This window comes from Citroniella saccharovorans, from assembly GCF_035481615.1.
GTDB lineage: Bacteria > Bacillota > Clostridia > Tissierellales > Peptoniphilaceae > Citroniella > Citroniella saccharovorans.
The window spans coordinates 1,055,682-1,082,510 of record NZ_JAYKOT010000003.1; the positions used below are offsets into that span (position 1 = coordinate 1,055,682).

Sequence of the window (26,829 nt, forward strand, 5' to 3'; positions counted from 1 at the left end):
TTAATTAAATTTACAAGTCTTTCTTTTTTTTTCAGAGTAACATAGATAATAAAATCTAATTCCATTTGGAAGTTCAGAGTTTATTTTGTCTATGGCTTTTTCTAAATCAATTTTTTCATTAATCTCAAAGTCTACAAATTCTTCTAAAGACTGAACACCTAAAGGAAGACTTTGAGAAAGTGCTAATTTAGGAGACTTATTAAAGCCTTCAGAATAAGTAATAGGAAGACCAGCCCTATTAAAAGCTCTAATTATAATCTTCATTGTATCAAGATGTCCAACTAGTCTTATATATCCAATTTTTTTAAATCTTCCCCTTACATACATGGACAATAGTCTCCCTTATAACCTTCTGAAACTCCGCAGTAAATACAGCCTTCTCTACAATCTTTAGTTGTAATTTCCTTGTTTGAAAGTTTCTTTTCCTTAATTAAAAACTTTTTACTAACCCCAATATCTATAAAATCCCATGGCAATATTTCATCAAAATCTCTTTTTCTCTTTGCATAAAAATCCATATTTAAGCCTAATTCTTCTGCCGCACTTGTCCAAGCATCAAATTTAAATTGATCTTTCCATGAATCAAATTTTGCTCCATTTTTAAAAGCTCTATAAATTAGCTCGCCTACCCTCCTATCTCCTCTTGATACAACAGCCTCCAAATAAGATAGTCTAGGTTCATGATAATTATAATTAATTTTTTTATCTCTAATAATATCTTTTAAAAATTTAACTTTTTCATAAAGATTTTCTAAATCATCCTGCGGGTCCCATTGAAATGGAGTAAAAGGTTTAGGAACAAATAAAGATGTAGAAACAGTTATTTTTAAATTGCCTTTAATATCTTCCTTATCTCTATTAAAGAACTTTTCCTTAATATAATAAGCTATTTCTTTTATTCCCTGAACATCCTCCATAGTTTCTGTTGGCAGTCCAAGCATAAAATAAAGCTTAATAGTAGAATATCCCTCTTTAAAAGCATAGCTAACTGCTCTTTCAATATCTTCATCTGTAATATTTTTATTAATTACATCCCTTAACCTTTGGCTACCCGCTTCAGGGGCAAATGTAAGTCCAGTCTTTCTAACTTTTTCAATATCCTTTAATACTGATAGAGAATCTGAATCAAGCCTAAGTGAAGGAAGGGAAATTGAAACATTTTCTTTCTCATATTTCTTTAAAAGCTCCTTTACAAGTTCTTGCAGTTCTGTATAGTCGCAAGTAGAAAGTGATGATAAAGAAACTTCATCATAACCCGAGTTTTTCAAGTTAGAATCAATTATATCTAAAATTGTAGCAGTTGATTTTTCCCTTATTGGTCTATAAATCATACCTGCCTGACAAAATCTGCATCCTCTAGTGCACCCTTTAAAAATTTCAGTCACCACTCTATCATGCACAGACTCAGTATTTGGAACGATTGGTTTTGTAGAAACATAAACATCATTTACATTTTCTATATATCTTTTTTTAATTATATCCTTAGCTTTATCATATAACTTAATTCTTTTATCAATAGTCTCATCTTTCTTATAAGTTATTTCATAAAATTTTGGAACATAAACACCCTCGATATTTTCAGCAGCCATTTTTAGAAAATCATCTTTAGTTAAATTATTATCTTTTTTGTTTTGATAAAGTTTTAAAATTTCTAAAATTCCTTCTTCTGCCTCACCAATATAAAATAGGTCTATAAAATCAGCTAATGGCTCTGGATTAAAAGCACATGGACCTCCAGCAATTACTAAAGGTTCTTCTTCCTTTCTATCAATTGACTTAATACTAATCCCAGAAAGCTCAAGCATATTTAAAATATTTGTATAACTCATCTCATATTGAAGAGTAAATCCAACTATATCAAATTCTTTAACAGCTCTTTTACTCTCCAAGGTAAAAAGAGGAAGATCATTTTTCCTCATTTCTTCCTCCATATCTACCCAAGGAGAAAAAGCTCTTTCAAAGCTAAATTCTTCTTTATCGTTTATTAAATTGTAAAAAAGGTTGAGTCCATTGTAACTCATGCCAACTTCATATACATCCGGAAATAAAAATGCCATTGATACTCTTTCATTTGAATCATCTTTTAAAATAGTATTTATTTCATTTCCAATATATCTTGATGGTTTTTCAACCCTATTTAAAATCATATTTAACTTATTTTCAGAAATCACTTTATAAATATTCCTCTAATTCTTTCTAAGACCGATTCTTTTTTTACAAATGATTTATTTAATAAATTATCATATATTTTACTTACAGGATAGTCCCAAAATCCTAAAATATTTTTCATGCCAACTTGAAATTTAGGTCTATCAATTACAAAATATATACTATCATCTTCTAAATAAGTATCACTAATAATATAATCAAAAAAATCGGTTCCAAAATTTATATTTTCCTTGCTTATAATAAAAATATCATCAAAATTTGTTAAATACTCATCATTTATAAATTTTCCGATATTTTCCTCATTTTTCTTTGCCTTATCTTTTTTTATAGAAGCAGCAACAACAAAAATATTTTCATTCCTCTCAGATTGAACTGCTACATCCTCTAAGTCAACCACATCATTTAAATAATCGTCAAAGTCATAAATAGAATCACTTAAAGTATCAAACTTTTCAGATAAAAGTCTTCTCTCTCCAAAATTATCAACTATTAAAGATTTACTTGACTTAGCTAAAAAATACTCAGCTAAATCTAATAAAAAAGAAGACTCCCCCATAAATAGATAAATCATTCTAACGTATCCCCTTGTCCAGTACTTTCAGTACCATTTTCATCCAAATTACTTTCGCCTGTAGCTTCATTTTTAGGTTGAAGTTTTAGATATTCTCCAGCTACTTCTCTAATAATTGGAGCACAATTTGCCCCAGATCCTCCTTGAAAAATAACTGCAGCTATAGCTATTTTTGGATCATCATAAGGAAAATATGAAATCATCCAACTATAGTCATCATAAGCTTCACCTGTAACTGGATTAGTTGCTCCTCTTTCAGCAGTTCCAGTTTTTATGGCAAATTCTCTAGGAAAACCACCAAAAATATTTTCTAGTGACCCAAAGTGAGAAGCCATATTCATACCTTCACCAATATATTTTAAATTTTCCTGATTGTTTAACTGAACTTTAACATTAGATGGCTCATTTTTTAATAGAACTTTACTATTATCATGACTTTTTACTTCTTTTATTAATGAAAGCTTGTTCCTATAACCATTATTTCCAAAGATAGATACATAATTTGCCATTTGTATAGGTGTATATGCATTTTGTCCTTGGCCTATAACTACATTCATCATATCTGAAGTGTTCCACTTTGCACGATCTATATAAGTGTATTTTAAAATCTCAGCTAAATTTTCTCCTCTATCATTTAACATTTCCAAATTAAATCCTTTTTCTACTAAGTCATTAGTTAGATCTTCTAAACTAATGGAATCGTTAAATTCACAGTTGCTAGCTATTTCATCAATAATCTCACTTCTTTTTTTAGGATTAATCTTGTCGTTTGAAATTAAATATCTTTCAAAATTTTCATCTAAAAAATTCGCTGTTAATGCTTTAATAGTTTCTTTCTTTTCTTCTGGATTTGGAATTCTTCCTCCTGCCTCATATGGAATATTAATTTCTATTCCTGTTTTTTGATCAAGCCCAAGAAGCATACAGGACTTTCTTATATCATCAACTGTAGATTGAACACTTATAGTTTCATTAGCATTTGGATTTCCGCCAAGAGCTGTAGCATAAAAATATACATTACAAGAATCTCTAATAGCTGTAAACAAGTTTTCTGGTCCATGGGCTCCACCATATTGGTTATATATCCAGCATCCAAATCTTGTATCACCAATATCAATATAGCCTGTACAGTCGACAGTTTCATTAGGTGACATACCCTTTTCAAGAGCTGTTAAACCGGAAAGTAATTTAAAAGTTGATCCCGGCGGAATCATAGACTGAGTTGCAATATTTGTAAGAGGCCTATCAGCCAGTGGATCATCCTCGTTTTTAGGAAATAGAGATTCCCAGTCATCATCTGAAATTCCAGTTGCAAAAAGATTGGGATCATATGATGTCTCGCTTGCCATTGCTAAAACTTCACCAGTTTTAATGTCAAGTACTACAACAGCTCCAGCATTTGCATTCTCATAAGGTCTACCCTTGCTTTCATTAGTCCTAAGCTCAACATTACCCCATTTAGATTCAAATTCTCCACCAACTCTTATTTTTTCGATTGCTTGCTTTAGAGAACTTTCAGCAACTTTCTGTAAATTTAAATCAGTTGTTAAATAAACATTCGAACCAGGAACTGGTAGTTTTTCATCAATAGTCTTAGTTCTATTTCCCATAGAGTCTATTTCAACTACTCTTTTCCCATCCACTCCTCTTAAAGTAGATTCAAATGATTCTTCAATTCCAGTTTTGCCGATTAAATCATCTGGACGGTATTTTTTTTCATCAATATATTTTTTTATCTCGTCTGGCTGAGAAATTCTTCCTAAATAACCCAAAGTATGTGCTGCTAGACTTTGATTAGGATAAAATCTTACAGGAATATAGGAAATTTCTATTCCCCTATTATTGGAAATTTGTTCCTTAATTTTAGATACAGTTTTTTCCTTTAACCCATAGGCAATATTTATTGGTTCATAACCTAAATGTCCACTTTCCTCAATTTTTTTATAAAAAGAAACTAAAGCCAACTTTTCATAGTTAGAACTACTATTAATTCCATAATATTTAACCATTTTATCTAATAAATCTGTAGCTTTTACATCTTTTTTTAGGTCAAATCTTTCAAGTAAATCAGATTTATTTTTAACAAAAATATACTCCCACCTATTAACATCAATTTTTGGAATTATACCAGCTTTTGTATTTGACTCTTGAGCAATATATTTAATCCTATCATCTTTTACAAAATCTTTAATTAATTTTTCTTCTTTGCAAAGTCTTATTAATTTCTGTTTAGCAGTTTCAGAAGTTTTTTCACCCTCATCCTTATAGTCAATATATACTTTTTCATTATTAAGATCGATATTAGAAACTATTCCAATATCATGACCAAGCTTCTTTTCAAGCATTTCAATTAATATTTGTGAAGGATTAATAACTTTATTATCTTCTGAAAAATCAATACTATCTAATAAGATAGGTAGCGAAGCATTTTCTACTAAATATGAAAAGTCATCTAAGGCAGAAGACTTCATAGTTATAGCTTTGAAATTTTTACTTAATTCAACTTTATTTAAAAAATAATTTCTATCGTCTTCAAATTCTAATTCATTAAGTTTTAAATTATCATCTAATCCGCTAGATTTTAAGTAATCATAAATAAGTTTTCTAGCGCTTGGATGAGAAATTATAGTATTTATAATAGTTACGTCATTATTAATAAGTTCATTTAAAATATCAAGTGGCTGATCAGATTTTAGTTCATATTTTTCCCTATACTCCTTAATTTTTTCATCTGAAAGATTAATATGAACTCCATTATCATAAGTAATATCAAATTCTACAAGTTTTCCTTTTTTTTGAAGTCCACTTATAGCCTTTGATGCAACAGTAAATGAAGGAGAATTTTCATCTTGTTTTAATCCAAGTTCTAAAATATCCCTTAATAAATTTTTTTCTATAATAATATCAACTACTTTTTTATTTGGTAATTTATTTTCTTTTTTATAATCTTCAACACTATTGTAGGCAAATTCATTGATACTAATTGGAGTGTTAGCTAAATAGTTTACTCCATCCTCTTCTAATAGATAAAATAATCTCTTAAAAAGCTCATTTCTCATATTATTATCTAAATCCATTAGTTCATCTTTGATAAATGAACAAGTAAACATAGATCTAGATCCAGCTAAAAGCTTTCCATTTCTATCATAAATATTTCCTCTTGAAGCTGGTATATGGATATCTTTCAATCTTTTTTCTTCAGAAATTTCTCTATATTTGTTACCTTCAACTATCATTAGTTTAAAAGTAAATATAAAAAGTATGCCCATCATTATAAATAGGATAATTTTAATATCTTTAAATCTTTTAAAAGTTTTATCCTTCATATTTATCACCTAATAAAATCTAATATTTGGAAAAATAAAAAATTTATTGAAAAATTTCATCATAAAATAATAAATTAAAGAATTTAATACTATTTCTATAAATATTGGACCGAATAGATAGCTAGCTATATTTAAACTGCCTGAAAAAACTAATTCTCCCAGTAAGATGAATAAAAAATTAAGCATAGTAAAAAGTGCTGTAAGTCCAATACCAATTCTATTATTTTTTGTACTAATCCTATATTCGAAATGTCCCATAATGTAGCAAATTACAAAATATATTAGGGCTCTTGGTCCAAGCATATTTGAAAAATATACATCTTCGATTAAGCCTAAAAATAGGCCCGAAAAACCACCTTCAAAAGATCCAAAGCCAATTGAAAGCATTACTAGAACTGGTATAGAAAATGAAGGAGTCACTCCAAATATTGAAATTCTTGGAGCGAGTGCTATTTGAAGTATAGACGTTAAAAAAACAGTTATTATTATTCTAATCTTATTCATAGTCTCCCTCATCCTTATCTAATATCAAAACTCTATATAAATTTGTAAAATCTACTTTAGATTCTACAATTATCTTTTCAATGTTTTCATTTTCCACTATTATTTCAGTAATATCTCCGATATAAATATCTCTAGGAAATATTCCTCCAGTTCCAGAAGTTAATAGTTTATCTCCAACTTTTACATCTGCTGCTTCATCAAATAAGTTGCCCGAAAATCCATTTTCAACTCTTCCATCTAAAACTCCTCCAGCTCCAGTTCTTGCAGTTTTAAATGATATACCCTTGTCTTCATTTATTACAGCACTTACCTTTGAATAAGAGTTTCCAACTGTATCTACTGTGCCAACTAAGCTCTCAATATATTGCTTGTTTCCAATTTCTTTTCCTATCACAACAATATCTCCAGCTTTTACTCCATCTTTTTTCCCCTTATCAATAGTAAAGCTTAAAAAATAAGAAGAAGGATCTTTAGCTATAATGTAGCTAGGCTTTAGTTTATATTTCGTATTTGCAATTAAGTTTTTTTCTTCTTCTAAAAATTTTGCATTTGAAATTAAATTTTCATATATTGCTATATTTTTTTTAAGTTCATTATTTTCTAATTTTAAGGCTTCGTTTTCATTTCTAAGTTTTTCTGAAGCAAAAATAGTTGAAAAAAGATCCATAAATTTATCACCTGCAAAACTAAATCCCTTTAGAGCAGGATTATAAACCTTAGCTATTATATTTTGTACTGTGGAGAAGCTATTATTTTCTTCTTTTGTTACAAACATTATTGACAATATAATTACTATCGTGCTTATAAAAACAATTATTTTTGACTTTAAACTAATCTCTTTCATTTAAAATCACCTTGTTCTCTTTCTTCTTTCTTTTAGACTATTATATCTTTTTAGTAACTGTCCAATCCCCTCAGCTGTTGATGTTTCAGGGTTCTCATCAAAATTTAACCTATAATTTAAATATTTTGATAAGAAAGGCTTTAATCCATTGATTCTTGATAGGCCACCTGAAATATAAATTCCATTATCCAAAATGTCCTTGGATAGAGATGGTGGGGTTCTTTCAAGAACATCTCTTACCAAATCAACAACAACTAAAAAAGCTTCTCTAATTTTCGCATTTAATATGCTAGAATCTACTTGTTTTATAGTTGGTAGATAGGTAACCTTGTCCCTACCAGATACATCAAAACTTACATTTTCTTTATATTCTTCAATACTGATTATTTCTTTTTTTATTCTTTCCTCTTCTTCAAAACTAATTTGAAGCGAATAAAAATCTTTAATTTCTTGATTAATTATAGAGTTAATCTTTTCAGATCCAAAACCAATTGACTTAGAAGACACTACCCCTCCTAAAGATACAACACTGCACTCACAGGTCCCAGCACCTAAATTTAATACAAGGCTTCCCTTTGCGGAAAAAGCATCGAGCCCCATCCCAACTGCAGTTGCTAAAGTTTCAGGAACAAGAACTATGTCTCTTGCTCCCGCTTGAAGAGCTGCATCTTCAACCGCTCTTTTTTCAACATCTGTAATAGATGCTGGAATTGTAACAAGGGCTCTTGGCTGAAGTAGTGACACTCCATTTCTTGACTTGTCTAAAAAATACCTTAACATTGTTTGAGTTATTTCATAGTCTCTAATAACTCCTTCTTCAAGAGGTTTCATAATTGTAATATTTTGAGGAGTTTTACCAAATAAAATAAAAGCTTCTTCTCCAACGGCAATTATCCTTCCCGTATTCACATCTATTGCGACCATACTTGATTCATTGATAGTAATTCCTTTTCCATCAACATAACATAAGGTATTCATTGTGCCTAAATCTATAGCAATATCTTTTTGTAAAAAATTAAAAATAGCCATTTATTACTCCTAAATAAGATTTTCTCTTTTTAAACTAACATAGTTATCATATCCAATAATTATATGATCTAAAACTGTTATCCCTAAAATATTTCCAGCATCTATAAGTCTCTTAGTTACTAAAACATCATCCTTTGACGGTTCTGGATTGCCACTTGGATGATTATGTACAAAAATTATAGACTCAGCACTTCTTCTCACAGCAAATTTATAAACCTCTCTAGGAGAAACCAAAGATCTTGAAAGATCTCCAATAGATATTTCTTGAATCCCGATTAGTTGATTTTTAGTATCAAAAAGAAGAGTTTCAAAAAACTCTCTATCTTCATATCTATATTTTTCAACAAAATAATCTTTTATTGACTCTGGTGAATTTACAGTAATTTTTCTAATAGTATTTTTTCTCCTAATTCTGGAAGAAAACTCTAAACAAGCAACGATTGTAGTAGCTTTAGAAAGTCCAACTCCTTTGAACTCTTGAAGTTCCTCAACGCTTGCTTGCATTAGCTGCTCAGGATTAGTATATTTAGAAAGTATCTCCTGTGCCAAAGAAATAGCAGTTTTTTCCTTTGAGCCAGTCTTTAATATAATTGCTAAAAGCTCAACGTCTGATAATGATCCCTTACCTGAAAAAACAAGCTTTTCCATTGGCCTATCTTCTTGTGCTAATTCTTTTATTTTTTTATGGATATAAGTTTTATTAATTTTTGAGTCTATATAATCACTATCAATAAGTTCAGAAGGGAGCCTATTCCGACTTTTTTCTTTTAAAATATTAGGCTCAATAATCTTTATATTTTCATTAACTATATCTTTATCTAAGTTGTTTTTTTTCATTATTATCTACCATCAATTCATTGAAAATATTTATTTTTTTAAGTTTTTCACATGTGAAAATTGAACTTATACCTACAAAATAGCCTGAAAAAATTCCAACTAAAAGAAGGATAGGAAGGTAGTTAAACATTTTAATATTTTCAAGCATTATACTTGCAACTAAGAGCTGACCAATTGAATGAAAGCTTGATCCAATAAGGCTAACTCCAATTAAAGACAGGCTCTTAATTTTCTTATATGCAAAATTCATACTTATTACAGATAAAAGGCTTCCTGCCAGTGAATAAAAAAATGATGTAACTGCACCAGTTACCAGCATAAGTAGTATTGACTTCAAAACCCCTACAATAAGTGAATCCTTAAAGCCAAAAAAAACAATACATATCAAAATAACAATATTTGATATACCAAGTTTCACTCCAGGGGCAATAAATGGAAGCGGAATTAAACTTTCAATAACTGATAAAGAAAGTGCCATTGCAACCATTAAAGATAAGAAAGAAAGTTTTTTCATTTTAATAATTAATGTGGTCTATATAATTTCCACCCTCTCCTTCTTCTTTAATTTCAATAACTAACCTATGTGGAAGACATACCAAAGTTTCGCCAGTATTTTTAATATAGCCCTGTTTTACATCGACCTTATCCTTGCAATCTGCCTCAAGCACCCTGACTTTATCTCCAAAAACTTCTATAATGTTGTATCCATATTTTGAATCAATTCTTTTTTCTTCTTTAGTATTTTCTTCTAAAAAATCAAGCTTCATTATTTCTTTTCCTTCAAGCTGAACTGATATATATTTTTTTCCATTATTGTTTTTTGGTTTATTAATAAAAATAATACCAACAATAGAAATAAAAAAAATAAATAAAAAAACTATCATATCAGCCTTGTTTAATTTATACATAAATTCCCCTTATATTTTGTATCTTCTTTTTAAGTTTATCATTAAAACGATCAATAGACAAGCTTTTATTTTTTAAGTTAAATAAAAAAAATCCATTAATAAATATCGTACAAATGGATTTTTAAAAGCGAGTAAAAGTCTTAAAAATAGGTCTTTACATCTTGTATTATATTAATTTTTAAAATATAGACATCAGTTAAAAGTATAAAATTTTTAAGCCTAGCTAACTTTATGAGAATTTAAATAATCTTCCCTTTTGATAATATTTGTAATAAGGTTTACTTTTTCTCCTAATCTAGTATCTTCGAAAGTTTTATAATATTTAAAATTAAGTTTTTCTTGGACTCTTTTTGATCTTTTGTTGAAATCAAAATAACCACAAATTATAATATCTAATTCTAAATCCAGAAAAAGATAATCAACAACCCTAGTTAAAACCTCTGTCATAAGTCCCCGTCCCCAGTAATCTTTTGAGAGTACAAAACCAATTTCTCTAGCCTTTTTCTCATTAAATTCTGGTAGCCTTTTCTCATTATATTCTTTTATAGCTATAGACCCAATTACCTTATTCCCATATACAATTGCAAAGACTTTTTTATGCAAAATTAAATTATTTAAAATAACTCTACTTTCATTAATTGAACTATGATGTTTCCAGCCAGCCATCTCACCAACGCCTTCGACTTTTGCAAATTCGTAAAAATCACTTAAATCACTGATTTGAAATGGTCTTAAAGTAGTTCTTTCCGTTTTTAATATACAATTACTTATATCAATATTTACATTCATAAAAATGCCCCTTAATTTTTTGTAGTAAAAATAATGTTAAATTTCTAAAAAATATAAAAAGCTCTAGTAAAAATACAAGAGCTTTAATACTTATGAACTAATACTAGCAGAATAAAGCTTACCATCTTCTATTTCTAAAACTAACCCAAGTCCAGAATTTTCTACTTCTTTAAAATATTTTTTAAATTCATCTGCCTTCATTATAGTAGGCTTAGACAGTCCTCCAACTAAGCTAAATTTTGTATTTTCTTCTAGTTCTACATAATAAATATCATTTTCTAAAGTTTTTTCGATGCTAATGGAATCTTCCTTATTCATTTTAGCTAAAGATCCATAAATAATCATAAAATTATCTTGAAAATCTATTTTATAAACACTTGGAAAGTCATTATTTAACTCCCCATTTAAATCAGCTATTATTGAAGATGTGAATATTCCACTTTCTAATTCTTCACCTTCAGATGGCTTTTTTTCTTCTTCTCTAATATTTATATCTTCTTTTTCAACTTTTTCATCAGGAAGTTTATTCTTTTTTGGCCCATCTTTTGAATTATCTTTGTTATTATCATTTTCTTTATTGCCTTTTAATGAATCTTTATTTTTCTCATTATCTTTTTCTTCTTTAATTTTGTCCTTTTTCTCTACAAAACCATTATCATTATTAGAAGTATTTGTAATTTCTTCTACCGACTTGTCATTTGAATCATCTTTTTTTTTGACAACTAGTTTGAAAAACTAGTAAAAATACAAAAGCTGCAATTATAAGAAAACTTTTTTTTGACATTTTATTCTCCTTTAATTTTTTCAATAATATTTACCTTTTTTTCTTTCAAATTCTCTCTAAATTCTTTAATTGATAAAGCTTGATCCTTAAAATAAGCTGTAGGATGTTTCTTACTTAAATTTTGAAGTCTACTATTAAGCTTTTTACTTAAGTCATCAAGTTTAAACTCTTCTAAACTTAATTTTTCTTTTAATTCGCTTAAATCATTAATGCCCTCACTCAAATCCTTGTTAAGTTTCATAATCTTTTCATTTATAGAGTTTAATACCACGCTATTTTCCTTAAATTCTTCAAGTATCCTTCTTAAATCAAGAGCAGATTTTATAGATATAGTACTATCCACTGCAAATGCAGCTAGAAGAATATGACTAAAAGTATCTATAATTTTTGATGGTATTTTTAAAACAAAAGCCTCGACTGGTCTATGAAACACTCTTACTAAAAGTATCGAAAATGCTCCCCAACACAAAGAAGCTAATAGACAAATATATCCATTTAGATTAACTTTTTTGTCACTATAGTCCCAGTATCTAACTTTGAATATTTTCTCCATAAAATATCCTGTTATATACTCGAGAACACTTGCACCAATCATTCCATATATAAAAATAAGTGCTAAGTTATCCCTAACTCCTAAAGTTAAATGCAGAATAATAACTGCTCCAAATCCATAAATTGGAATCCACGGTCCAAATAAAAATCCTCGATTAACCCATTTTTTACTCCTTAAAGAAACTAAGCTGGTCTCCCAAATCCATCCAAACAGGGAATATATAAAAAAGAAAATAAGCCACTGATCGATAGAATATGACATATACTCCTCCCAAAAAATTATATATATTTATTATAACATTAAAATTCACAAAAAATTAATTAAAATAAAAAAAAGAGACAAATAATGTATTTGTCTCAAATAATAAATCTAAGAATTTTTATTTTAAAAGCTCTTAAATAACTTTTTTCTCCCTGAAATTAACAAATATAGAGCTAAAAAAACTATTGTTTGAAGAATCATAATACTATATGGTCCAGTTAACTTTTCTATACCTAAATTGTTATCTACAATTTTATTTGCTTCTACTAACCAGTATGTCGGAAAAAAGCTAGCAAACTTTAATATCTTACTAGATATCATTTCTTGAGGTATAAAAGCACCGCTTGTAAAGGACGTACCCAAGGCAAAAAGCTGAAAAGCAGCATTTACAGCTTGATCATTTCTTACTAATAAACTTATAATTTCTCCTAAGGCTATTATAGGGAATATGAAAATAAATTGATTTAAAGCATATAACATCCAATTTTTTGTAAATAAAACTTTAAAAAATGCTCCTATAGTAATGTTTATACCAATCCAGAGGATCAATATAAAAAAAAGAGAAGCAGCAAATATTTTAATAAAAAAATCTTTTTCTCTTAGCCCAGATACAACAATTCGATCCATCATATTTTTATCTATGAAATTTTTTAATCCTAAATAAACTGCATTAAAAATTAGAGCCATAAAAGAATAAGCTATTACCTTGTACATGCTTGAAAGACTAATTTCCTTAACTTCCTTTCCTTTTTGATTAGCGTAAGAATATTCTATATCATCATAAATAATCTCTTCTATCTTATCAAGGGATAAAAAGTCTTTATAATTGTCTAATCCATTTAAATAGGACTCAATCTTTTCTTTAATTATAAATGAACTAGCATTATTTTCTTTTGCATAATATCTTAATTTGTCCTTATCAATAATTAAAAAGAAGGCAATTTTATCAAAAAATATCTGATCTTTAATTTTATTTTCATCAAAATTATCAACCAGGTCTACATTTGTTGTTTTTTCTAAATACTTTATTAATCTTTTTGATTGTTCATTATTTAAATTATCTAAAATTGAAATATCTTTTTCTATAGAAAGTATATCTTTATTATTAGAATCTTCAATTTTAGCTATAAAAAGAAATAGCATAAAAATTCCAATATAAATAAACAAGGATTTTCTATTTTCTTTTAAGATTTTAAAATATGATTTAAATAGACTCATGCTCTTTCCTCCTAGTTAAAACAAATGTAATTGAAATTACAAACAAAATTACTATAAACGCATTAAATATGTTTTCTTTAAACATTTCACTTGAGTCGAAGTAATAAATTGAAGCATATAATCTATATATAATACTAGCTGGATTAAATCTATCAAGTAGAGGCAATTTTTCTGCAACAAATAATCTAATGCTAGCCTGCATCATTCCAGCTAAGGCTGAAGATAACATATATACACCGACACCTATACCAAGTTTACTTTGAAGATCTAATTTGCTAGAAACAGAAATTAAACTTCCTAAACTAACTCCTAAAAGAGTTGAGATAATAAACGTAATTATAAAATAAAGAGGTTTTGTAAATATTCCAGCTTTTAAAACCAAATCTATATAAATAGTTACAAGGATAAGCTGACCAATTGTAATTAAAAAAGTACTTAACATAACAGCTGCTAAAAAAGAAAATCTCGACTTTGGAGCAGACATCAGTCTCCTTGATATTCCATGTTTGCTATTTATATCGAGTAAATCTAGATTGTTAACTACATAGCTCATAGAAGATAAGGAAACCATTCCCAGCACTGTATAGAAAAAGCCATTAATATAATTTTTATTTGAAAGATCATGAGCATTTTCTAAATGTGACTTATAATTAGATGAACTATCTATTATTTTATCTATATTTTCTCCTCTATTAGCCTCAATGGCTAATTCAATAAGTTTCATATTCTTATTTATAGCATTTGAAATCTGATAAGCTATTAGATCCTCTACTATATTATCGCCTAATATTATTTTTAGATTCTTTTGTCCTTTTACTATTGCATCTATTTTCCCATCTAAAATATCCTTTTCAGGATTATTAGAATTTACAATATTTATTATATCTTCATTTCTAGATATATTTTGATATATATTTTTTTTATTTCACTATTCTCAACATAGATATTAGTTTTTCTAATCTTATCTGAATTTTGAATACCATTTAATGCTATAGATAAAAAAGTAGAAAGAACAATCGGAAAAATCAAATTCCAAAAAATGACTGTTTTTATTCTTAAATTATCTTTTAAACTATAAAAAAGCAAATGTTTAAACATTATCTCTCAACTCCTTTCCTGTTACTTCAAGAAATACATCATTGAGATTTGCCTGTTTAATATTTAAGTCCTCATAATATATATTGTTTTCTTTCAAAAATGTTATAATTGTTCCAATAGCCATATCAGAGCCTAAACTTATACATAGAGTTTTATCCTCATAAGTAATACTGTCAATATATGGAAGTTTTTTTATTTTATCTACTTTTTCCCTATCAATATTAATTTCATTTATTATTAATTTATCTTTTAAGGAAGTTTTCTCAGTGATTTGTTTTTTTGTTCCAGTTATTAAATTTCTTCCTTTGTCAATGATTGTTAGTCTATTACATAGATATTCAACTTCTTCCATGTAGTGAGATGTATAAACTATAGTAGATCCATTACTATTTAACTCTTTTATACCTTCAAGAATTTTATTTCTAGATTGAGGATCAACCGCTACTGTTGGTTCATCAAAGAAAATAAGTTTTGGTCTGTGGCAAATTCCGCATGCAATATTAAGTCTTCTTTTAAGACCACCTGATAGTTTATTAGGCCTAAATTTTCTAAAATTTTCAAGTCCACAAAAATCTATCGCCTCTTCAACTAATTTCTTTCTTTCATTTTTGTCGTAAATATATAGACCTGCAAAAAAATCTATATTTTCATAGACGGTAAGTTCATTCATAAAGGCTAGTTCTTGAGGAACATATCCAATATTTTTTTTAATTTCAAATTTGTTTGGTGACATTTTTTCTCCAAATAAATAGATTTCTCCACTGTCGTATGGAATTATTGAAATTATAGAGGAAATTGCTGTAGTTTTACCAGATCCATTAGGCCCTAATAATCCATATATTTCCCCGTCCTCTACTCTTAAGTTAAAATTGTCTAAAGCTACAATTTCTTTATACCTCTTAATTAAATCTTTAACTATAATCATATCTACCACCTCTAACTATATTTTATATAAAATTTTTTTAACTTGTAAGTGAAAAATATCATTAATTTAGTTGACATTTGTAATTTTAATTAAGAGAATTGTGTTATCCTATAAATAGGGGGATAAAATGAAAAAAAATTTTTCTATTATAGTTGTTTTTATGTTCTGTTTTTATTTTATAGATAAATTTAATAATTTTTTTGAAAGTCAAATTTACTTTGCACTAGGAATTATTATTGCACTCCTAGCTTATTTGATTGACAAAAAAAGAGTTTATATTAGCATATATGTATTTTTATTAATACTTAGTCTAAAATTCCAATCAATTCTTTTTTTTAGTCCTCTTATTTTTTTGCAAGCAGAGAAATTCGATGATATAAGCTTACTAACATTTTTACCAATACTAATAATAAACTTTTTTATTTACTCTGATATGTTTTTAGAGACATGTTTAATGAATATGCTTGCCATATATTTTTTCTATTCAAATAGAGAAAGAAATATACTATATAATAATTATAAAGAATATTTTAAGAAAAATTCTAAGGCAGCACAGGAACTTAATAGAATAAATTTAAGTTTAATTAGTCTGAGCAATGATAAAATTGAATCCGCAATCTTATCTGAGAGAAATAGAATAGCTAGAGATATCCATGATGGAATTGGACATAAAATTACTAGAAGTATAATTCAGCTAGGTGCATTACAAATTCTAGAGAAGGATAAAGAAAAGAAAGCCCAGTTAGGACTTATTAATTCAAACTTAAAAGAAACAATGGATGATATTAGAAAATCTGTCCACTCTATAGTGGATGAAGATTTAGATTTAGAAAATGAACTTAAAAAAATAGTTAATGGTTATATAGATTTGGAAATTGTTTTTTCATATAAAAGCACCTACTCTTTTAGCTTAAATGAAAAATATAGTATAATATATATAATAAAAGAAGCTCTAAACAATGTAAGAAAACATTCAAATAGCAATTTTGTTACGCTATCCATAAGGGAAGTCGAACTTTTTAATTTTATACTAATAAAAGATAGTGGAAAAAATATAAAAATTAAAGATGAAGGAATTGGCCTTTACTCAATAGCTTCAAGAGTAGAAAAAATGGGTGGTTCTTTTGAATATACTATTGAAGATGGATTTAGAATTTTTATAGCACTAAAGAAAGGTAGAAAATGAAAATACTTATTGTAGATGATGATAAATTAATTACAAGTGCCATGTCAACCATTCTTAAGACTGACTTAAGCATAAAGGAAATTTATACAGCAAATTCATTTATTGAGTCCATAGAAAAATACAAAAATTTTAATCCTGATATAGTTTTAATGGATATTAGAATGGGTGAAAAGTCTGGCTTAGATGCCTTAGAAGAAATAAAAAAAATTGATAAAAACGCAAAAATAATTATTCTTACTACTTTCTCAGATGATAATTATATAAAAAAATCCATAGATCTAGGATCATGTGGATATCTTATTAAGTCAGATTTTGAAAATATTATACCCGCTATACATTCAGTATATCGTGGTCAGCTAGTTTATGATAAAGATGTATTTCAAAGAATTCCAAAACTATCAGAAGACAAAAATAATTTTTTGAAAAGCCTTACAAAATTAGAAGTAGATATTTGTAATCTAATATCTGAAGGAAAATCTAATAGAGAAATAGCAAATATATTAGCTTTTAGTGAAGGAACTATAAGAAATTATGTTTCTAAAATCCTTGCAAAACTTGATATCTCTGATAGAACAAAACTAGCTATATATTTAATTACTGGTAAAAAAGAATAGTTTATAGAATAATTTATGATAATTATAATTGCTTTTACATAAAGTATTTTATTTTTTATTTATTTGTTTTTAGAAAAAAAACAATCATAACCACCGGCTAAGCCGGTGGTTTGTTTTGCCCCTATAAGGGGCTGTTACCGGCAGCATTTCATGCTTCGAACTTTCTTTCTCGTGCACCAATTTTCACAGCTGGTGCTAAAGCACCTTACTTTTTGCTTTTGTTTACTTGCTCTCCCGTAAACGGGTCTACAAATTCTTTAATGCTTATTTGGTCTGCCATGTAATCTTCTTTTAATTGATTTTTTATATATTCTTGTATTTTTTTCGCATTTTTTCCTGCTGTATCTACATAATATCCTCTGCACCAAAAATGTCTATTTCCGTATTTGTATTTTAAGTTTGCATGTCTATCAAATATTATCAAACTACTTTTTCCTTTTAAATAGCCCATTGTTTGAGATATGCTGTATTTCGGTGGAATTTCTAACAACATATGAATATGGTCTGGACAACATTCTGCTTCTATTATGCTTATTCCTTTTCTATCACATAAGTCCCTTAATATTTTTCCTATATCTTGTTTTAACCTTCCATATATTACTTGTCTTCTATATTTTGGAGCAAATACTATATGATACTTACAATTCCATGATGTATGTGATAAACTATTATTATCCATTTAGGATACCTCCCTTTTCTGTCTATGCTACTGCCAGTAACATAAATAGTTTATCATGGGAGGTTTTTTGCTTGAAGCTAAAGCTTATTTTTTCTACCACCAGCATAGCTGGTGGTTTATTCATGCTAAAGCGCACAATAAAAAACTACCTCCTTAAATAAAGGAGGTAGTAATCTTATCTTTATATTTTACTTATCTTTTTTAAGTCCCTTAGCAATTAGATTATCAAGAACTATATCATATCCATCTGCTCCATAGTGAAGAGCTCTATTTACTCTAGAGATAGTAGCAGTTGATGCTCCTGTTTCCTTTTCAATTTCAGAATATGTTTTTCTAATCTTTAATAGCTTAGCAACTTCAAGCCTTTGAGAAATTGAGTTAAGTTCTCTTACTGTACAGATGTCTTCAAAAAATTTATAACAATCTTCAAGTGTTTCAAGCATTAATACTGCTTCAAAGAATTCTTCTAATTCATCTGATTTGTATTTTGGATTAGTCATATATAATCTCTCCTTTTACTAAAATAGTCCTACAATTTCTCCATCTTCTTTAATATCAATATTATTAGCAGCTGGAACTTTTGGAAGTCCTGGCATAGTCATTATATCCCCAGTAAGTGCTACAATAAATCCAGCTCCATTAGATACTTTAATGTCAGAAATTGTTAATTCAAATCCTTCTGGTGCTCCTAATAACTTAGGATCATCTGAGAATGAATATTGAGTTTTAGCCATACATATTGGCATTTTATCTAGTCCGATAGCTTCAATATCTTTTATTTTCTTTTCAACTGATTTTGTATAAACAACACTGCCTGCTCTATATATTTCTCTTGCAATTGTTTCTATTTTTTCTTTGATTGATAGATTTACATCATATAGTGGTTTATAATTAGATTCTTTTTCTTCAATTGTTTTAATAACAGCTTTTGCTAAATCTTCTCCACCTTCTCCACCTTTTGCAAATACTTCAGTTAAAACTGCTACTGATCCAAGTTTTTCAGTTTCTTCTTGAACGTATTTTAATTCAGCTTCAGTATCAGTTGGAAATCTATTAATAGCAACTACTGCAGGTACTCCAAATTTATGAACATTTTCAATGTGTCTTTTTAGGTTTACAAAACCTTTCTTTAATGCTTCAAGATTTTCAGCTTGTAATTCTTTCTTGTCAACTCCACCATTATATTTAAGAGCTCTAACTGTTGCTACGATAACAGTTGCATTTGGTTTTAAATTACCAAATCTTGACTTAATATCGAAGAATTTTTCAGCACCAAGATCAGCACCGAATCCAGCTTCTGTAATTACATAATCTGCTGTTTTAAGTGCCATTTGAGTTGCAATCATAGAGTTACAGCCATGAGCTATATTAGCAAATGGTCCACCATGAACGAATGCTGGTGTGTTTTCTAGTGTTTGAACTAAATTTGGCTTTATAGCATCCTTCATAACAAGTGCTACAGCTCCTTGAGCATTTAAATCTTTTACAAATATTGGTTTGTTTTCAGTAGAGTAAGCAACTAAGATATTACCAACTCTTTCTTTTAAATCCATTAAATCTTTAGATAAGCAAAGAATTGCCATAATTTCAGAAGCAACTGTAATATCAAATCCATCTTCTCTAGGAACGCCGTTACTCTTTCCACCTAATCCAATAACTATATTTCTTAAAGCTCTATCATTCATATCAAGAACTCTCTTCCATATAATTCTTCTAGTATCAATTTTTAGAGCATTTCCTTGTTGTATGTGATTATCTAGAAGTGCTGAGATTAAGTTATGAGAAGTAGTAATTGCATGCATATCACCTGTAAAATGCATATTAATATCTTCCATAGGAACAACTTGAGCATATCCGCCACCAGCAGCTCCACCCTTAATACCAAAGCTTGGTCCAAGTGATGGTTCTCTTACAGCAGTTACAGCATTGTAACCAAGTCTATTAAGTGCCATTGATAATCCAATATTTACAGTTGTCTTTCCTTCTCCAGCAGGAGTTGGGTTAATAGCAGTTACTAAAATTAGTTTACCATCTTCTTTATCTTCTCTGTCTGTTAAAACTTTAAGGTCAATTTTAGCCTTGTCTTTACCATAAGCGGTAATCTCTTCTTCTTTAATTCCTAATTTGTTAGCTATTTCAATAATTGGAAGCATTTTTGCTTCCTGTGCAATTTGTACGTCTGTTTTCAAACTATCCCTCCTTAAAATTAATACTTTACAACAGTATAATATCACTTATTTCTATTTTTTGCAAATATCATTGCCAATGTCATCTCTATAGTACACATCGTTAAAATGTATTTTAGATATATTACTATAGATTGCCTCTCTAGCTTCTGACATAGTATCTTTCATAGCAGAGCATGAAAGAACTCTTCCACCATTTGTATAAAGTTTGTCAGAAACTATTTTTGTTCCATTATGGACTAAATATAAATCTTTATCTGATTTTAAAAACTCTTTAGTTCCACTTATTTCATACCCTTTTTTATAACTTTCAGGATATCCTCCAGAAGTTAAAATTACAGTCATAGTAATTTTTTCAGAAAATACTATATCTTCTTCCTTAATAGATTCTTTGTCAGAACTTGCCTTATAAAGTAAGTCGAATAAATCTGACTTAAGTCTAGGTAGCATAACCTCTGTTTCTGGATCACCAAATCTTACATTAAACTCTAATACTTTTGGACCATCTTTAGTTATCATAAATCCTACAAATAAAATTCCGCTAAAATCCATTCCTTCTTTTTCAAGTCCTGTTTCTAACTTTGGAACAATTTTAGCTAGTATCTCATCTCTAGTTTTATTATCTAACAAAAGGTTAGGTGAAAAGCAACCAACTCCGCCTGTATTAAGTCCCTTATCACCTGTGCCAATTTTTTTATAGTCCTTAGCTGTTGAGAAAAAGTGTAATTTGTTATTTGAAGCTATTAAAAAAACGCTCGCTTCATAACCCTCTAAAAATTCTTCAACTATTAGCTTTTCACCTTGATCTTTAAATTTTTTTTCAACAAGAATATCCTTTAAAGCATATAAAGCTTCAACTGGACTATTGCATATAATTACACCCTTACCTGCACAAAGTCCATCAGCTTTAATAACAAGAGGATAAGAAAAATCTTTTATTCCCTCAACAGCCTTGTGGTAGTCGTTAAACTCTTTATATTTAGCTGTAGGAATATCATATTTTAGCATAAACTCTTTTGAAAATGCTTTTGATCCCTCTAATTGAGCAGCCTTTTTATTAGGCCCAAAAATTAGTAAACCATCTTTTTTAAATTCATCTACAATTCCATCAACTAAAGGCTTTTCTGGACCAACAACTGTAAGATCAATCTTATTATCTAAAGCAAATTTTTTTAAAGACTTTATATCATCTGGATCAATGTCTACATTTTCTGCAAAATCAGAAGTTCCAGCATTTCCAGGTGCAACAAAAATCTTATCAACCTTTTTTGATTCACTTAGTTTAGAAGCGATAGAATATTCTCTACCACCACTACCAATAACTAAAACTTTCAAAAAAACCTCCTAGTGTCTAAAATGTCTCATATTTGTAAAAATCATACTTATTTCATGCTTATTTGCATAGTCAATAGTGTCTTTATCTTTAATTGATCCGCCTGGTTGAATAATAGCCTTAATGCCTTTTTCATCGAAGGCTTTAATAGAATCTGCAAAAGGGAAAAATCCATCTGAAGCAACAACAGCACCTTTTGCATCATCCTTTGCCATATCAAGTGCATGACTTGATGCAAAAAATCTATTAACATCACCTAGTCCAACGCCCAAAGTCCTCTTGTCCTTAACTATACATACAGAATTTGATTTTGTACATTTAACTACCTTATATGCAAAAATTAAATCTTCAAGTTCTTTATCACTTGGTTTTCTATCAGTGACTACATCTAAGCTATCATATAAAGATAAATCTTTTTCCTGAAGTAAAATTCCTCCAAAGACTTCTCTAATCTCAGTCTTCTTATTATTTATACCCAATTCTTTATATTCAATAACTCTTAGGTTTTTCTTTTTAGTAAATACTTCAATCGCTTCTTCAGTAAAAGATGGAGCTATTACAATTTCAAGGAAAAATGAAGTCATTTTTTCAGCTAAAGACTTTGTGACCTCTCCATTAAGAGCAACTATTCCTCCGAAGATAGATTCACTATCTCCTTTTATACACTTGTCATATGCAGTTTCTAAATCTGAATCACTTGCAATTGCACATGGATTTAAATGCTTTATACCTATGACTGTGTTCTCATCAGTAAAGTTTTTCATAAAGTCTATTGCAGAAGAAATATCAAGCATATTGTTATAAGACAATTTCTTACCCTGGATAATATTTAATTTTTCAAATTCATCATCATTGATAGGTTTATAAAAAGCTGCTTTTTGATGAGGATTTTCCCCATATCTTAACTCATCTTCTTTTTCATATCCAAGTAGAAGATTGTCCTTAAAGTCTCCTTCATCTCTCATGAAATAATTACTAATAGCTATTTCATATTTACAAGTTCTAATAAAAGCTCTTTTAGCAAGTTCTTTTCTATAATTGTAGTCATCTTTTCCACTAGATATTTTTTCTATAACTTCGTTATAATCTTTATTAGAAGTAACTATGATAACATCCTTATGATTTTTAGCGGCTGCTCTTATCATAGATGGACCACCTATATCAATTTTTTCTATAATTTCTTCTTCTGTTGAATCCTTATTTGCCACAGTTTCTTCAAATGGATAAAGAACATTTACAACCATATCGATTGGTCTAATATTTTTACTTTCAACAGTTTCAACATGGTCTTTTTTATCTCTTCTATATAAGATTCCAGCAAAAATTTGAGGAGCTAAAGTCTTTACTCTACCGTCTAGTATTTCTTCAAAGTTAGTTAATTCAGTTACATCAATGGCATCTATTCCATTTTCTCTAAGCATTTTTAGGGTTCCGCCTGTTGAAGTTATATCGTATCCTAATTTAACTAGACTTTTTGCAAAATCTACAACTCCTTCTTTGTAGTAGACGCTTATTAGTGCTAATTTATTTTTCAATTATATCTCCCTCCAATAAAGTCTTAATAATTCTTGGATAAATTCTATGTTCAGTTTTATGAATTCTTCTCTCTAAATCCTCAAGTTTATCGCTATTATATACTGGAACAAAATCTCTAGCAATTATAGTTCCATGATCAATCTTATCATCTACAAAATGAACTGTAACTCCACTTATTCCTTCCTTGTTTTCTAGAACTAATTCATGAACTTTTGATCCATACATTCCCTTACCGCAATATTTTGGAATTAATGAAGGGTGGATATTTAGAATATGCCCTTTAAAAGAGTCAATAAAATCTTTAGGAACAATACTTAAAAATCCAGCTAAAACTATTAAATCAATCTCTCTTTTATCAAGCTCACTTAAAAGTTCCTTATAATTTTTTTTAACTATAAAAGTATCTATCTTGGCATTTTTTGCCCTCTTAAGTCCATAGGCATTTTCATTGTCACTAACTACAAGTTTTATGTTAGCTTTTAAATATCCATTTCTACTTTTATCTATTATCTCTTGAAGATTTGTCCCTGATCCTGATATAAATATGGCTAGATTCTTTATCTCCATATTTTAATATTTCCTGTTCCTTTTACTACCTTACCAACTTCAAGGTATTCTGTATTATTTTTATCCAGTATTTCCTTAGCCTTATCGATATTCTCCTTAGAAACAAACATAATCATTCCAAGTCCCATATTGAAAGTAGAAAACATTTCTTTTTCTTCAACATTTCCAAGCTCACCTACAAAATTAAAAATTTCTGGAATTTCATAATTTTTTAAGTCAAATTCTGCATCTAAATCATTTGGCAGAATTCTTGGAACATTTTCATATAATCCTCCACCTGTAATATGAACCAAGGCATTTACATAGTCTAATTCGAGTAAATCTTTAACATCATTGTAGTAAATTTTTGTTGGTGTTAGAAGTTCTTCAGCAAGTGGCTTATCTGAAAAAGATAATTTATGATTTGGACTAAATTTCCCATCTTCAAATACTAATTTTCTTATTAGAGAATATCCATTTGAATGAAATCCTGAAGATTTTAATCCTATAAGTATATCTCCTTCTTTAATTTTAGATCCATCTAAAATTTTATCCTCTTCTACAACACCTACAGCAAATCCAGCCATATCATATTCACCATCGTCATAAAATCCAGGCATTTCAGCTGTTTCTCCACCTATTAAAGCACATCCTGACTGAACGCATCCATCTGCTACTCCCTTTACAATTTCAGCCATTTTATCTGCATCAAGATGACTACATCCTATATAATCTAAGAAAAATAAAGGTTTTGCACCTTGACATAAAATATCATTAACACTCATTGCAACAAGGTCAATGCCAACTGTATCGTGAATTCCAGTCATAAAAGCAAGTTTAAGCTTTGTTCCAACGCCATCTGTTCCAGTAACTAAAATTGGATTTTTATATCCTTGTAATTTATATAGGCCTGAAAATCCTCCAATTTTTGAAAGTACATTTTCATTATTAGTAGCTTTTACTATTTCTTTAATTTTTCTTACTTCTTCATAGCCAGCTTCCCTATCTACACCAGCAGCCTTATAATCTATCGCCATTTAATTCCTCCAAATTTTCTGGATATACATTATTAATACATCCTGTACAATAGTGACCTTCACCGCCAAAAGCCTCAACCATGTCTCTATATGTTATATATTCAAGTGAATCTGCTCCAATAGCTTGTCTAATTTCTTCAAGTGAATGATCCATTGCAAGCATTTTACCGGTTACAGACTTATTAACACCAATTTTACAATTATAAAATACCATAGGGGAAGCAACCCTAACATGAACTGATTTAGCTCCAGCATCTTTTAACATTTTTACCGTTCTCATCATAGTAGTTCCTCTAACAATAGAATCATCTACTACCAAAACATTTTTTCCATCGATTATTTCTTTAAGAACATTTAGTTTTATTCTTACCTTATCAACTCTTGTTTTTTCTGTTTTTTCTATAAAAGTTCTACCTATATATCTATTCTTAATTATTCCAATTCCATAAGCTACTTTAGAACCTTCAGCAAATCCTATTGATGCAACTGTACCAGAATCTGGAGCTGCTATTACAACATCAATTCCTTCTGGACAGGTCTTAGCAAGCTTTCTTCCAGAGTTTCTTCTCATTTTATAAACAGACATTCCATTAATTATAGAGTCAGGTCTTGAAGTATATATGACTTCAAATATACAAGATTTGTTGCACTTTTTATCAAGTATTTGTTTGCTTTCAATTTTGTCTCCTTCAGCAACAATCATCTCGCCTGGTTCTAGATCTCTAACATATTCAGCTGAAAGAGCATCAAAAGCGCAAGTCTCTGAAGAAAACATACTAGCGTAATCATTTTTGCCATAGACTAAAGGCTTTATACCATATCTATCTCTAATAGCGTAAATTTTATTTTTCTCCATAATTAGAATTGCAAATGCACCTTCAAGCATTTTAATAGTCTTAACGATAGCTTCTTCAATATCGCCATTATAATTAATAGCTATTAAATTTGCTACAATTTCAGTATGTGTGTCATTTTCAACCTCACAGCCATGATCTAAGGTTATTTTTTTTAACCTATCATAGTTTAATAAGTGACCATCAAAATTAACTGCAATCGTACCATCTTCATAACCTATTACCTTTGGGTCAATTTCATTTTTTTCAATATCTACTTGAGAGTTAGAAACATGACCTAATGAAACTTTTCCTCTTAAGATCTTAAGCGTTTCTTCTTCTATAACAGAACTTGCTAGACCATAACCTTTTTTATAATCAATATAACCACTAGTATTTGTTGCTATTCCGCATGCATATTCTCCCCTATGTTGAAGAGCATATAGTGCATAGTAGGTAAGCATCTGTGAATGACTGTTGTTAGATGTAACTCCGAAAATACCACTCATCTATTTTAATTCCCCTTGTAAGCTTAAATCATCTTCTAAAATTTTATCGTTCATACTTTTTTTATAATCTTTTAATTTAACTTTTAACTCATCATATTTTACAGCCAAAATTTGTATAGCTAATATAGCTGCATTTTCTGCTCCATTTATTGCAACTGTTGCTACAGGAATACCTGAAGGCATTTGAACTACAGATAATAGTGAATCAAGTCCATCCATAGTTGAAGATTTTATTGGTAGACCAATTACTGGTAATGTAGTTATCCCTGCCATAACTCCTGCTAAGTGCGCAGCTTTTCCTGCAGCACAAATTAAAACCTCACTTCCAATATCTTCAAGTCCCTTTGCATAGTCATGTGCAAGCTGAGGAGTTCTATGAGCTGAAATAATTCTAAAATCAACTTCTACTCCAAATTCCTTAAGCTTATTGACAGTCTTTTGTACTACTTCCCTATCTGACTTACTACCCATTACAACTGAAACTTTCATTATGATACCTCCCTAATTATAATTTCTAAATTTATTATATCATATTTTGATAAGTTAATTTAAAA

General features: G+C 28.9%; 28 protein-coding genes. 2 read left to right on the top strand and 26 right to left on the bottom strand.

Annotated elements, in window-relative coordinates; all coding sequences use genetic code 11:
- From VLK81_RS07630 to VLK81_RS07710, 17 genes are all read right to left on the bottom strand, one after another.
- Positions 1 to 327 carry a TIGR03936 family radical SAM-associated protein gene (locus VLK81_RS07630; RefSeq protein WP_324620031.1) on the bottom strand — a complete coding sequence of 109 codons (327 nt, stop codon included), beginning with the start codon at positions 325 to 327 and terminating at the stop codon, positions 1 to 3.
- Positions 318 to 2,171, bottom strand: a complete 1,854-nt coding sequence (locus VLK81_RS07635) for a TIGR03960 family B12-binding radical SAM protein (protein WP_324620032.1) — start codon at positions 2,169 to 2,171, stop codon at positions 318 to 320. Before VLK81_RS07635 ends, VLK81_RS07630 begins: the two co-directional genes overlap by 10 nt.
- The gene (locus VLK81_RS07640; RefSeq protein ID WP_324620033.1) at positions 2,168 to 2,740 is read right to left on the bottom strand and encodes a hypothetical protein; all 573 of its coding nucleotides are present in this window, start codon (positions 2,738 to 2,740) and stop codon (positions 2,168 to 2,170) included. The genes VLK81_RS07635 and VLK81_RS07640 overlap by 4 nt, the downstream gene beginning before the upstream one ends.
- Entirely contained in the window at positions 2,737 to 6,066 is a 3,330-nt protein-coding gene (locus VLK81_RS07645; RefSeq protein WP_324620034.1) for a penicillin-binding transpeptidase domain-containing protein, read from the bottom strand. The genes VLK81_RS07640 and VLK81_RS07645 overlap by 4 nt, the downstream gene beginning before the upstream one ends.
- Before the next feature lie 9 nt (positions 6,067 to 6,075).
- The gene (gene mreD / locus VLK81_RS07650) at positions 6,076 to 6,570 is read right to left on the bottom strand and encodes a rod shape-determining protein MreD (RefSeq protein WP_324620035.1); all 495 of its coding nucleotides are present in this window, start codon (positions 6,568 to 6,570) and stop codon (positions 6,076 to 6,078) included.
- Positions 6,563 to 7,414, bottom strand: a complete 852-nt coding sequence (gene mreC, locus VLK81_RS07655; RefSeq protein WP_324620036.1) for a rod shape-determining protein MreC — start codon at positions 7,412 to 7,414, stop codon at positions 6,563 to 6,565. The genes mreD and mreC overlap by 8 nt, the downstream gene beginning before the upstream one ends.
- A 6-nt stretch (positions 7,415 to 7,420) precedes the next feature.
- Positions 7,421 to 8,443 (bottom strand): rod shape-determining protein, encoded by a 1,023-nt coding sequence (gene mreB / locus VLK81_RS07660; RefSeq protein WP_324620037.1) that lies wholly within the window; start codon positions 8,441 to 8,443, stop codon positions 7,421 to 7,423.
- A 9-nt stretch (positions 8,444 to 8,452) separates the two neighbouring features.
- Positions 8,453 to 9,280, bottom strand: coding sequence for a RadC family protein (gene radC, locus VLK81_RS07665; RefSeq protein WP_324620038.1), 828 nt, complete (start codon positions 9,278 to 9,280; stop codon positions 8,453 to 8,455).
- A complete protein-coding gene (locus VLK81_RS07670) occupies positions 9,258 to 9,794 on the bottom strand; it encodes a Gx transporter family protein (RefSeq protein ID WP_324620039.1) in 537 nt (178 codons plus the stop codon). Before VLK81_RS07670 ends, radC begins: the two co-directional genes overlap by 23 nt.
- Position 9,795: 1 nt before the next feature.
- Positions 9,796 to 10,188, bottom strand: a complete 393-nt coding sequence (locus tag VLK81_RS07675; RefSeq protein ID WP_324620040.1) for a NusG domain II-containing protein — start codon at positions 10,186 to 10,188, stop codon at positions 9,796 to 9,798.
- A gap of 219 nt (positions 10,189 to 10,407) precedes the next feature.
- On the bottom strand, positions 10,408 to 10,977 hold the full coding sequence (locus VLK81_RS07680; RefSeq protein WP_324620041.1) for a GNAT family N-acetyltransferase: 570 nt from the start codon (positions 10,975 to 10,977) through the stop codon (positions 10,408 to 10,410).
- Between the two features lie 90 nt (positions 10,978 to 11,067).
- A complete protein-coding gene (locus VLK81_RS07685; protein WP_324620042.1) occupies positions 11,068 to 11,322 on the bottom strand; it encodes a hypothetical protein in 255 nt (84 codons plus the stop codon).
- A gap of 440 nt (positions 11,323 to 11,762) precedes the next feature.
- Positions 11,763 to 12,575: a putative ABC transporter permease gene (locus VLK81_RS07690; RefSeq protein ID WP_324620043.1), complete on the bottom strand. Its 813-nt coding sequence runs from the start codon at positions 12,573 to 12,575 to the stop codon at positions 11,763 to 11,765.
- A 123-nt stretch (positions 12,576 to 12,698) separates the two neighbouring features.
- A complete protein-coding gene (locus VLK81_RS07695; RefSeq protein WP_324620044.1) occupies positions 12,699 to 13,793 on the bottom strand; it encodes an ABC transporter permease in 1,095 nt (364 codons plus the stop codon).
- Complete coding sequence (locus tag VLK81_RS07700) at positions 13,780 to 14,517, bottom strand: hypothetical protein (protein ID WP_324620045.1); 738 nt, start codon at positions 14,515 to 14,517, stop codon at positions 13,780 to 13,782. The genes VLK81_RS07695 and VLK81_RS07700 overlap by 14 nt, the downstream gene beginning before the upstream one ends.
- A 155-nt stretch (positions 14,518 to 14,672) precedes the next feature.
- Positions 14,673 to 14,891, bottom strand: coding sequence for a hypothetical protein (locus VLK81_RS07705; protein ID WP_324620046.1), 219 nt, complete (start codon positions 14,889 to 14,891; stop codon positions 14,673 to 14,675).
- A complete protein-coding gene (locus VLK81_RS07710; protein WP_324620047.1) occupies positions 14,884 to 15,816 on the bottom strand; it encodes an ABC transporter ATP-binding protein in 933 nt (310 codons plus the stop codon). The genes VLK81_RS07705 and VLK81_RS07710 overlap by 8 nt, the downstream gene beginning before the upstream one ends.
- 127 nt (positions 15,817 to 15,943) lie before the next feature.
- On the opposite strand from VLK81_RS07710, the gene VLK81_RS07715 reads away from it, so the two are divergent.
- Entirely contained in the window at positions 15,944 to 17,002 is a 1,059-nt protein-coding gene (locus VLK81_RS07715) for a sensor histidine kinase (RefSeq protein WP_324620048.1), read from the top strand.
- Positions 16,999 to 17,616 (top strand): response regulator transcription factor, encoded by a 618-nt coding sequence (locus VLK81_RS07720; protein ID WP_324620049.1) that lies wholly within the window; start codon positions 16,999 to 17,001, stop codon positions 17,614 to 17,616. The genes VLK81_RS07715 and VLK81_RS07720 overlap by 4 nt, the downstream gene beginning before the upstream one ends.
- A 205-nt stretch (positions 17,617 to 17,821) precedes the next feature.
- Here the strand turns inward: VLK81_RS07720 and tnpA are convergent, their stop codons facing one another.
- From tnpA to purE, 9 genes are all read right to left on the bottom strand, one after another.
- Entirely contained in the window at positions 17,822 to 18,295 is a 474-nt protein-coding gene (gene tnpA / locus VLK81_RS07725; RefSeq protein ID WP_324618628.1) for an IS200/IS605 family transposase, read from the bottom strand.
- A gap of 188 nt (positions 18,296 to 18,483) precedes the next feature.
- Entirely contained in the window at positions 18,484 to 18,795 is a 312-nt protein-coding gene (locus VLK81_RS07730) for a YerC/YecD family TrpR-related protein (RefSeq protein ID WP_324620050.1), read from the bottom strand.
- Positions 18,796 to 18,813: 18 nt separating this feature from the next.
- Positions 18,814 to 20,484, bottom strand: coding sequence for a formate--tetrahydrofolate ligase (locus VLK81_RS07735; RefSeq protein ID WP_324620051.1), 1,671 nt, complete (start codon positions 20,482 to 20,484; stop codon positions 18,814 to 18,816).
- Between the two features lie 51 nt (positions 20,485 to 20,535).
- Positions 20,536 to 21,816 (bottom strand): phosphoribosylamine--glycine ligase, encoded by a 1,281-nt coding sequence (gene purD / locus VLK81_RS07740; RefSeq protein WP_324620052.1) that lies wholly within the window; start codon positions 21,814 to 21,816, stop codon positions 20,536 to 20,538.
- 9 nt (positions 21,817 to 21,825) lie between these two features.
- Positions 21,826 to 23,349, bottom strand: a complete 1,524-nt coding sequence (purH, locus tag VLK81_RS07745) for a bifunctional phosphoribosylaminoimidazolecarboxamide formyltransferase/IMP cyclohydrolase (protein ID WP_324620053.1) — start codon at positions 23,347 to 23,349, stop codon at positions 21,826 to 21,828.
- Positions 23,339 to 23,917, bottom strand: coding sequence for a phosphoribosylglycinamide formyltransferase (gene purN / locus VLK81_RS07750; protein ID WP_324620054.1), 579 nt, complete (start codon positions 23,915 to 23,917; stop codon positions 23,339 to 23,341). The genes purH and purN overlap by 11 nt, the downstream gene beginning before the upstream one ends.
- Positions 23,908 to 24,933, bottom strand: coding sequence for a phosphoribosylformylglycinamidine cyclo-ligase (gene purM / locus VLK81_RS07755; protein WP_324620055.1), 1,026 nt, complete (start codon positions 24,931 to 24,933; stop codon positions 23,908 to 23,910). The genes purN and purM overlap by 10 nt, the downstream gene beginning before the upstream one ends.
- Entirely contained in the window at positions 24,917 to 26,275 is a 1,359-nt protein-coding gene (gene purF / locus VLK81_RS07760; protein WP_324620056.1) for an amidophosphoribosyltransferase, read from the bottom strand. The genes purM and purF overlap by 17 nt, the downstream gene beginning before the upstream one ends.
- Positions 26,276 to 26,764, bottom strand: coding sequence for a 5-(carboxyamino)imidazole ribonucleotide mutase (purE, locus tag VLK81_RS07765; protein ID WP_324620057.1), 489 nt, complete (start codon positions 26,762 to 26,764; stop codon positions 26,276 to 26,278).
- Positions 26,765 to 26,829: the final 65 nt, after the last annotated feature.

Excerpts from the sequence above, each read along its gene's own strand:
- VLK81_RS07720 (WP_324620049.1), top strand. The coding sequence starts at position 16,999 with ATGAAAATACTTATTGTAGATGATGATAAATTAATTACAAGTGCCATG.
- VLK81_RS07730 (WP_324620050.1), bottom strand. The coding sequence starts at position 18,795 with ATGACTAATCCAAAATACAAATCAGATGAATTAGAAGAATTCTTTGAA.
- radC (WP_324620038.1), bottom strand. The coding sequence starts at position 9,280 with ATGAAAAAAAACAACTTAGATAAAGATATAGTTAATGAAAATATAAAG.
- VLK81_RS07685 (WP_324620042.1), bottom strand. The coding sequence starts at position 11,322 with ATGATTATTTATGGATCTTTAGCTAAAATGAATAAGGAAGATTCCATT.
- VLK81_RS07640 (WP_324620033.1), bottom strand. The coding sequence starts at position 2,740 with ATGATTTATCTATTTATGGGGGAGTCTTCTTTTTTATTAGATTTAGCT.
- VLK81_RS07710 (WP_324620047.1), bottom strand. The coding sequence starts at position 15,816 with ATGATTATAGTTAAAGATTTAATTAAGAGGTATAAAGAAATTGTAGCT.
- VLK81_RS07670 (WP_324620039.1), bottom strand. The coding sequence starts at position 9,794 with ATGAAAAAACTTTCTTTCTTATCTTTAATGGTTGCAATGGCACTTTCT.
- VLK81_RS07630 (WP_324620031.1), bottom strand. The coding sequence starts at position 327 with ATGTATGTAAGGGGAAGATTTAAAAAAATTGGATATATAAGACTAGTT.
- purF (WP_324620056.1), bottom strand. The coding sequence starts at position 26,275 with ATGAGTGGTATTTTCGGAGTTACATCTAACAACAGTCATTCACAGATG.
- tnpA (WP_324618628.1), bottom strand. The coding sequence starts at position 18,295 with ATGGATAATAATAGTTTATCACATACATCATGGAATTGTAAGTATCAT.
- mreD (WP_324620035.1), bottom strand. The coding sequence starts at position 6,570 with ATGAATAAGATTAGAATAATAATAACTGTTTTTTTAACGTCTATACTT.
- mreB (WP_324620037.1), bottom strand. The coding sequence starts at position 8,443 with ATGGCTATTTTTAATTTTTTACAAAAAGATATTGCTATAGATTTAGGC.
- VLK81_RS07690 (WP_324620043.1), bottom strand. The coding sequence starts at position 12,575 with ATGTCATATTCTATCGATCAGTGGCTTATTTTCTTTTTTATATATTCC.
- VLK81_RS07695 (WP_324620044.1), bottom strand. The coding sequence starts at position 13,793 with ATGAGTCTATTTAAATCATATTTTAAAATCTTAAAAGAAAATAGAAAA.
- VLK81_RS07705 (WP_324620046.1), bottom strand. The coding sequence starts at position 14,891 with ATGTTTAAACATTTGCTTTTTTATAGTTTAAAAGATAATTTAAGAATA.
- purE (WP_324620057.1), bottom strand. The coding sequence starts at position 26,764 with ATGAAAGTTTCAGTTGTAATGGGTAGTAAGTCAGATAGGGAAGTAGTA.
- VLK81_RS07700 (WP_324620045.1), bottom strand. The coding sequence starts at position 14,517 with ATGAAACTTATTGAATTAGCCATTGAGGCTAATAGAGGAGAAAATATA.
- purN (WP_324620054.1), bottom strand. The coding sequence starts at position 23,917 with ATGGAGATAAAGAATCTAGCCATATTTATATCAGGATCAGGGACAAAT.
- VLK81_RS07645 (WP_324620034.1), bottom strand. The coding sequence starts at position 6,066 with ATGAAGGATAAAACTTTTAAAAGATTTAAAGATATTAAAATTATCCTA.
- VLK81_RS07715 (WP_324620048.1), top strand. The coding sequence starts at position 15,944 with ATGAAAAAAAATTTTTCTATTATAGTTGTTTTTATGTTCTGTTTTTAT.
- purM (WP_324620055.1), bottom strand. The coding sequence starts at position 24,933 with ATGGCGATAGATTATAAGGCTGCTGGTGTAGATAGGGAAGCTGGCTAT.
- mreC (WP_324620036.1), bottom strand. The coding sequence starts at position 7,414 with ATGAAAGAGATTAGTTTAAAGTCAAAAATAATTGTTTTTATAAGCACG.
- VLK81_RS07675 (WP_324620040.1), bottom strand. The coding sequence starts at position 10,188 with ATGTATAAATTAAACAAGGCTGATATGATAGTTTTTTTATTTATTTTT.
- VLK81_RS07680 (WP_324620041.1), bottom strand. The coding sequence starts at position 10,977 with ATGAATGTAAATATTGATATAAGTAATTGTATATTAAAAACGGAAAGA.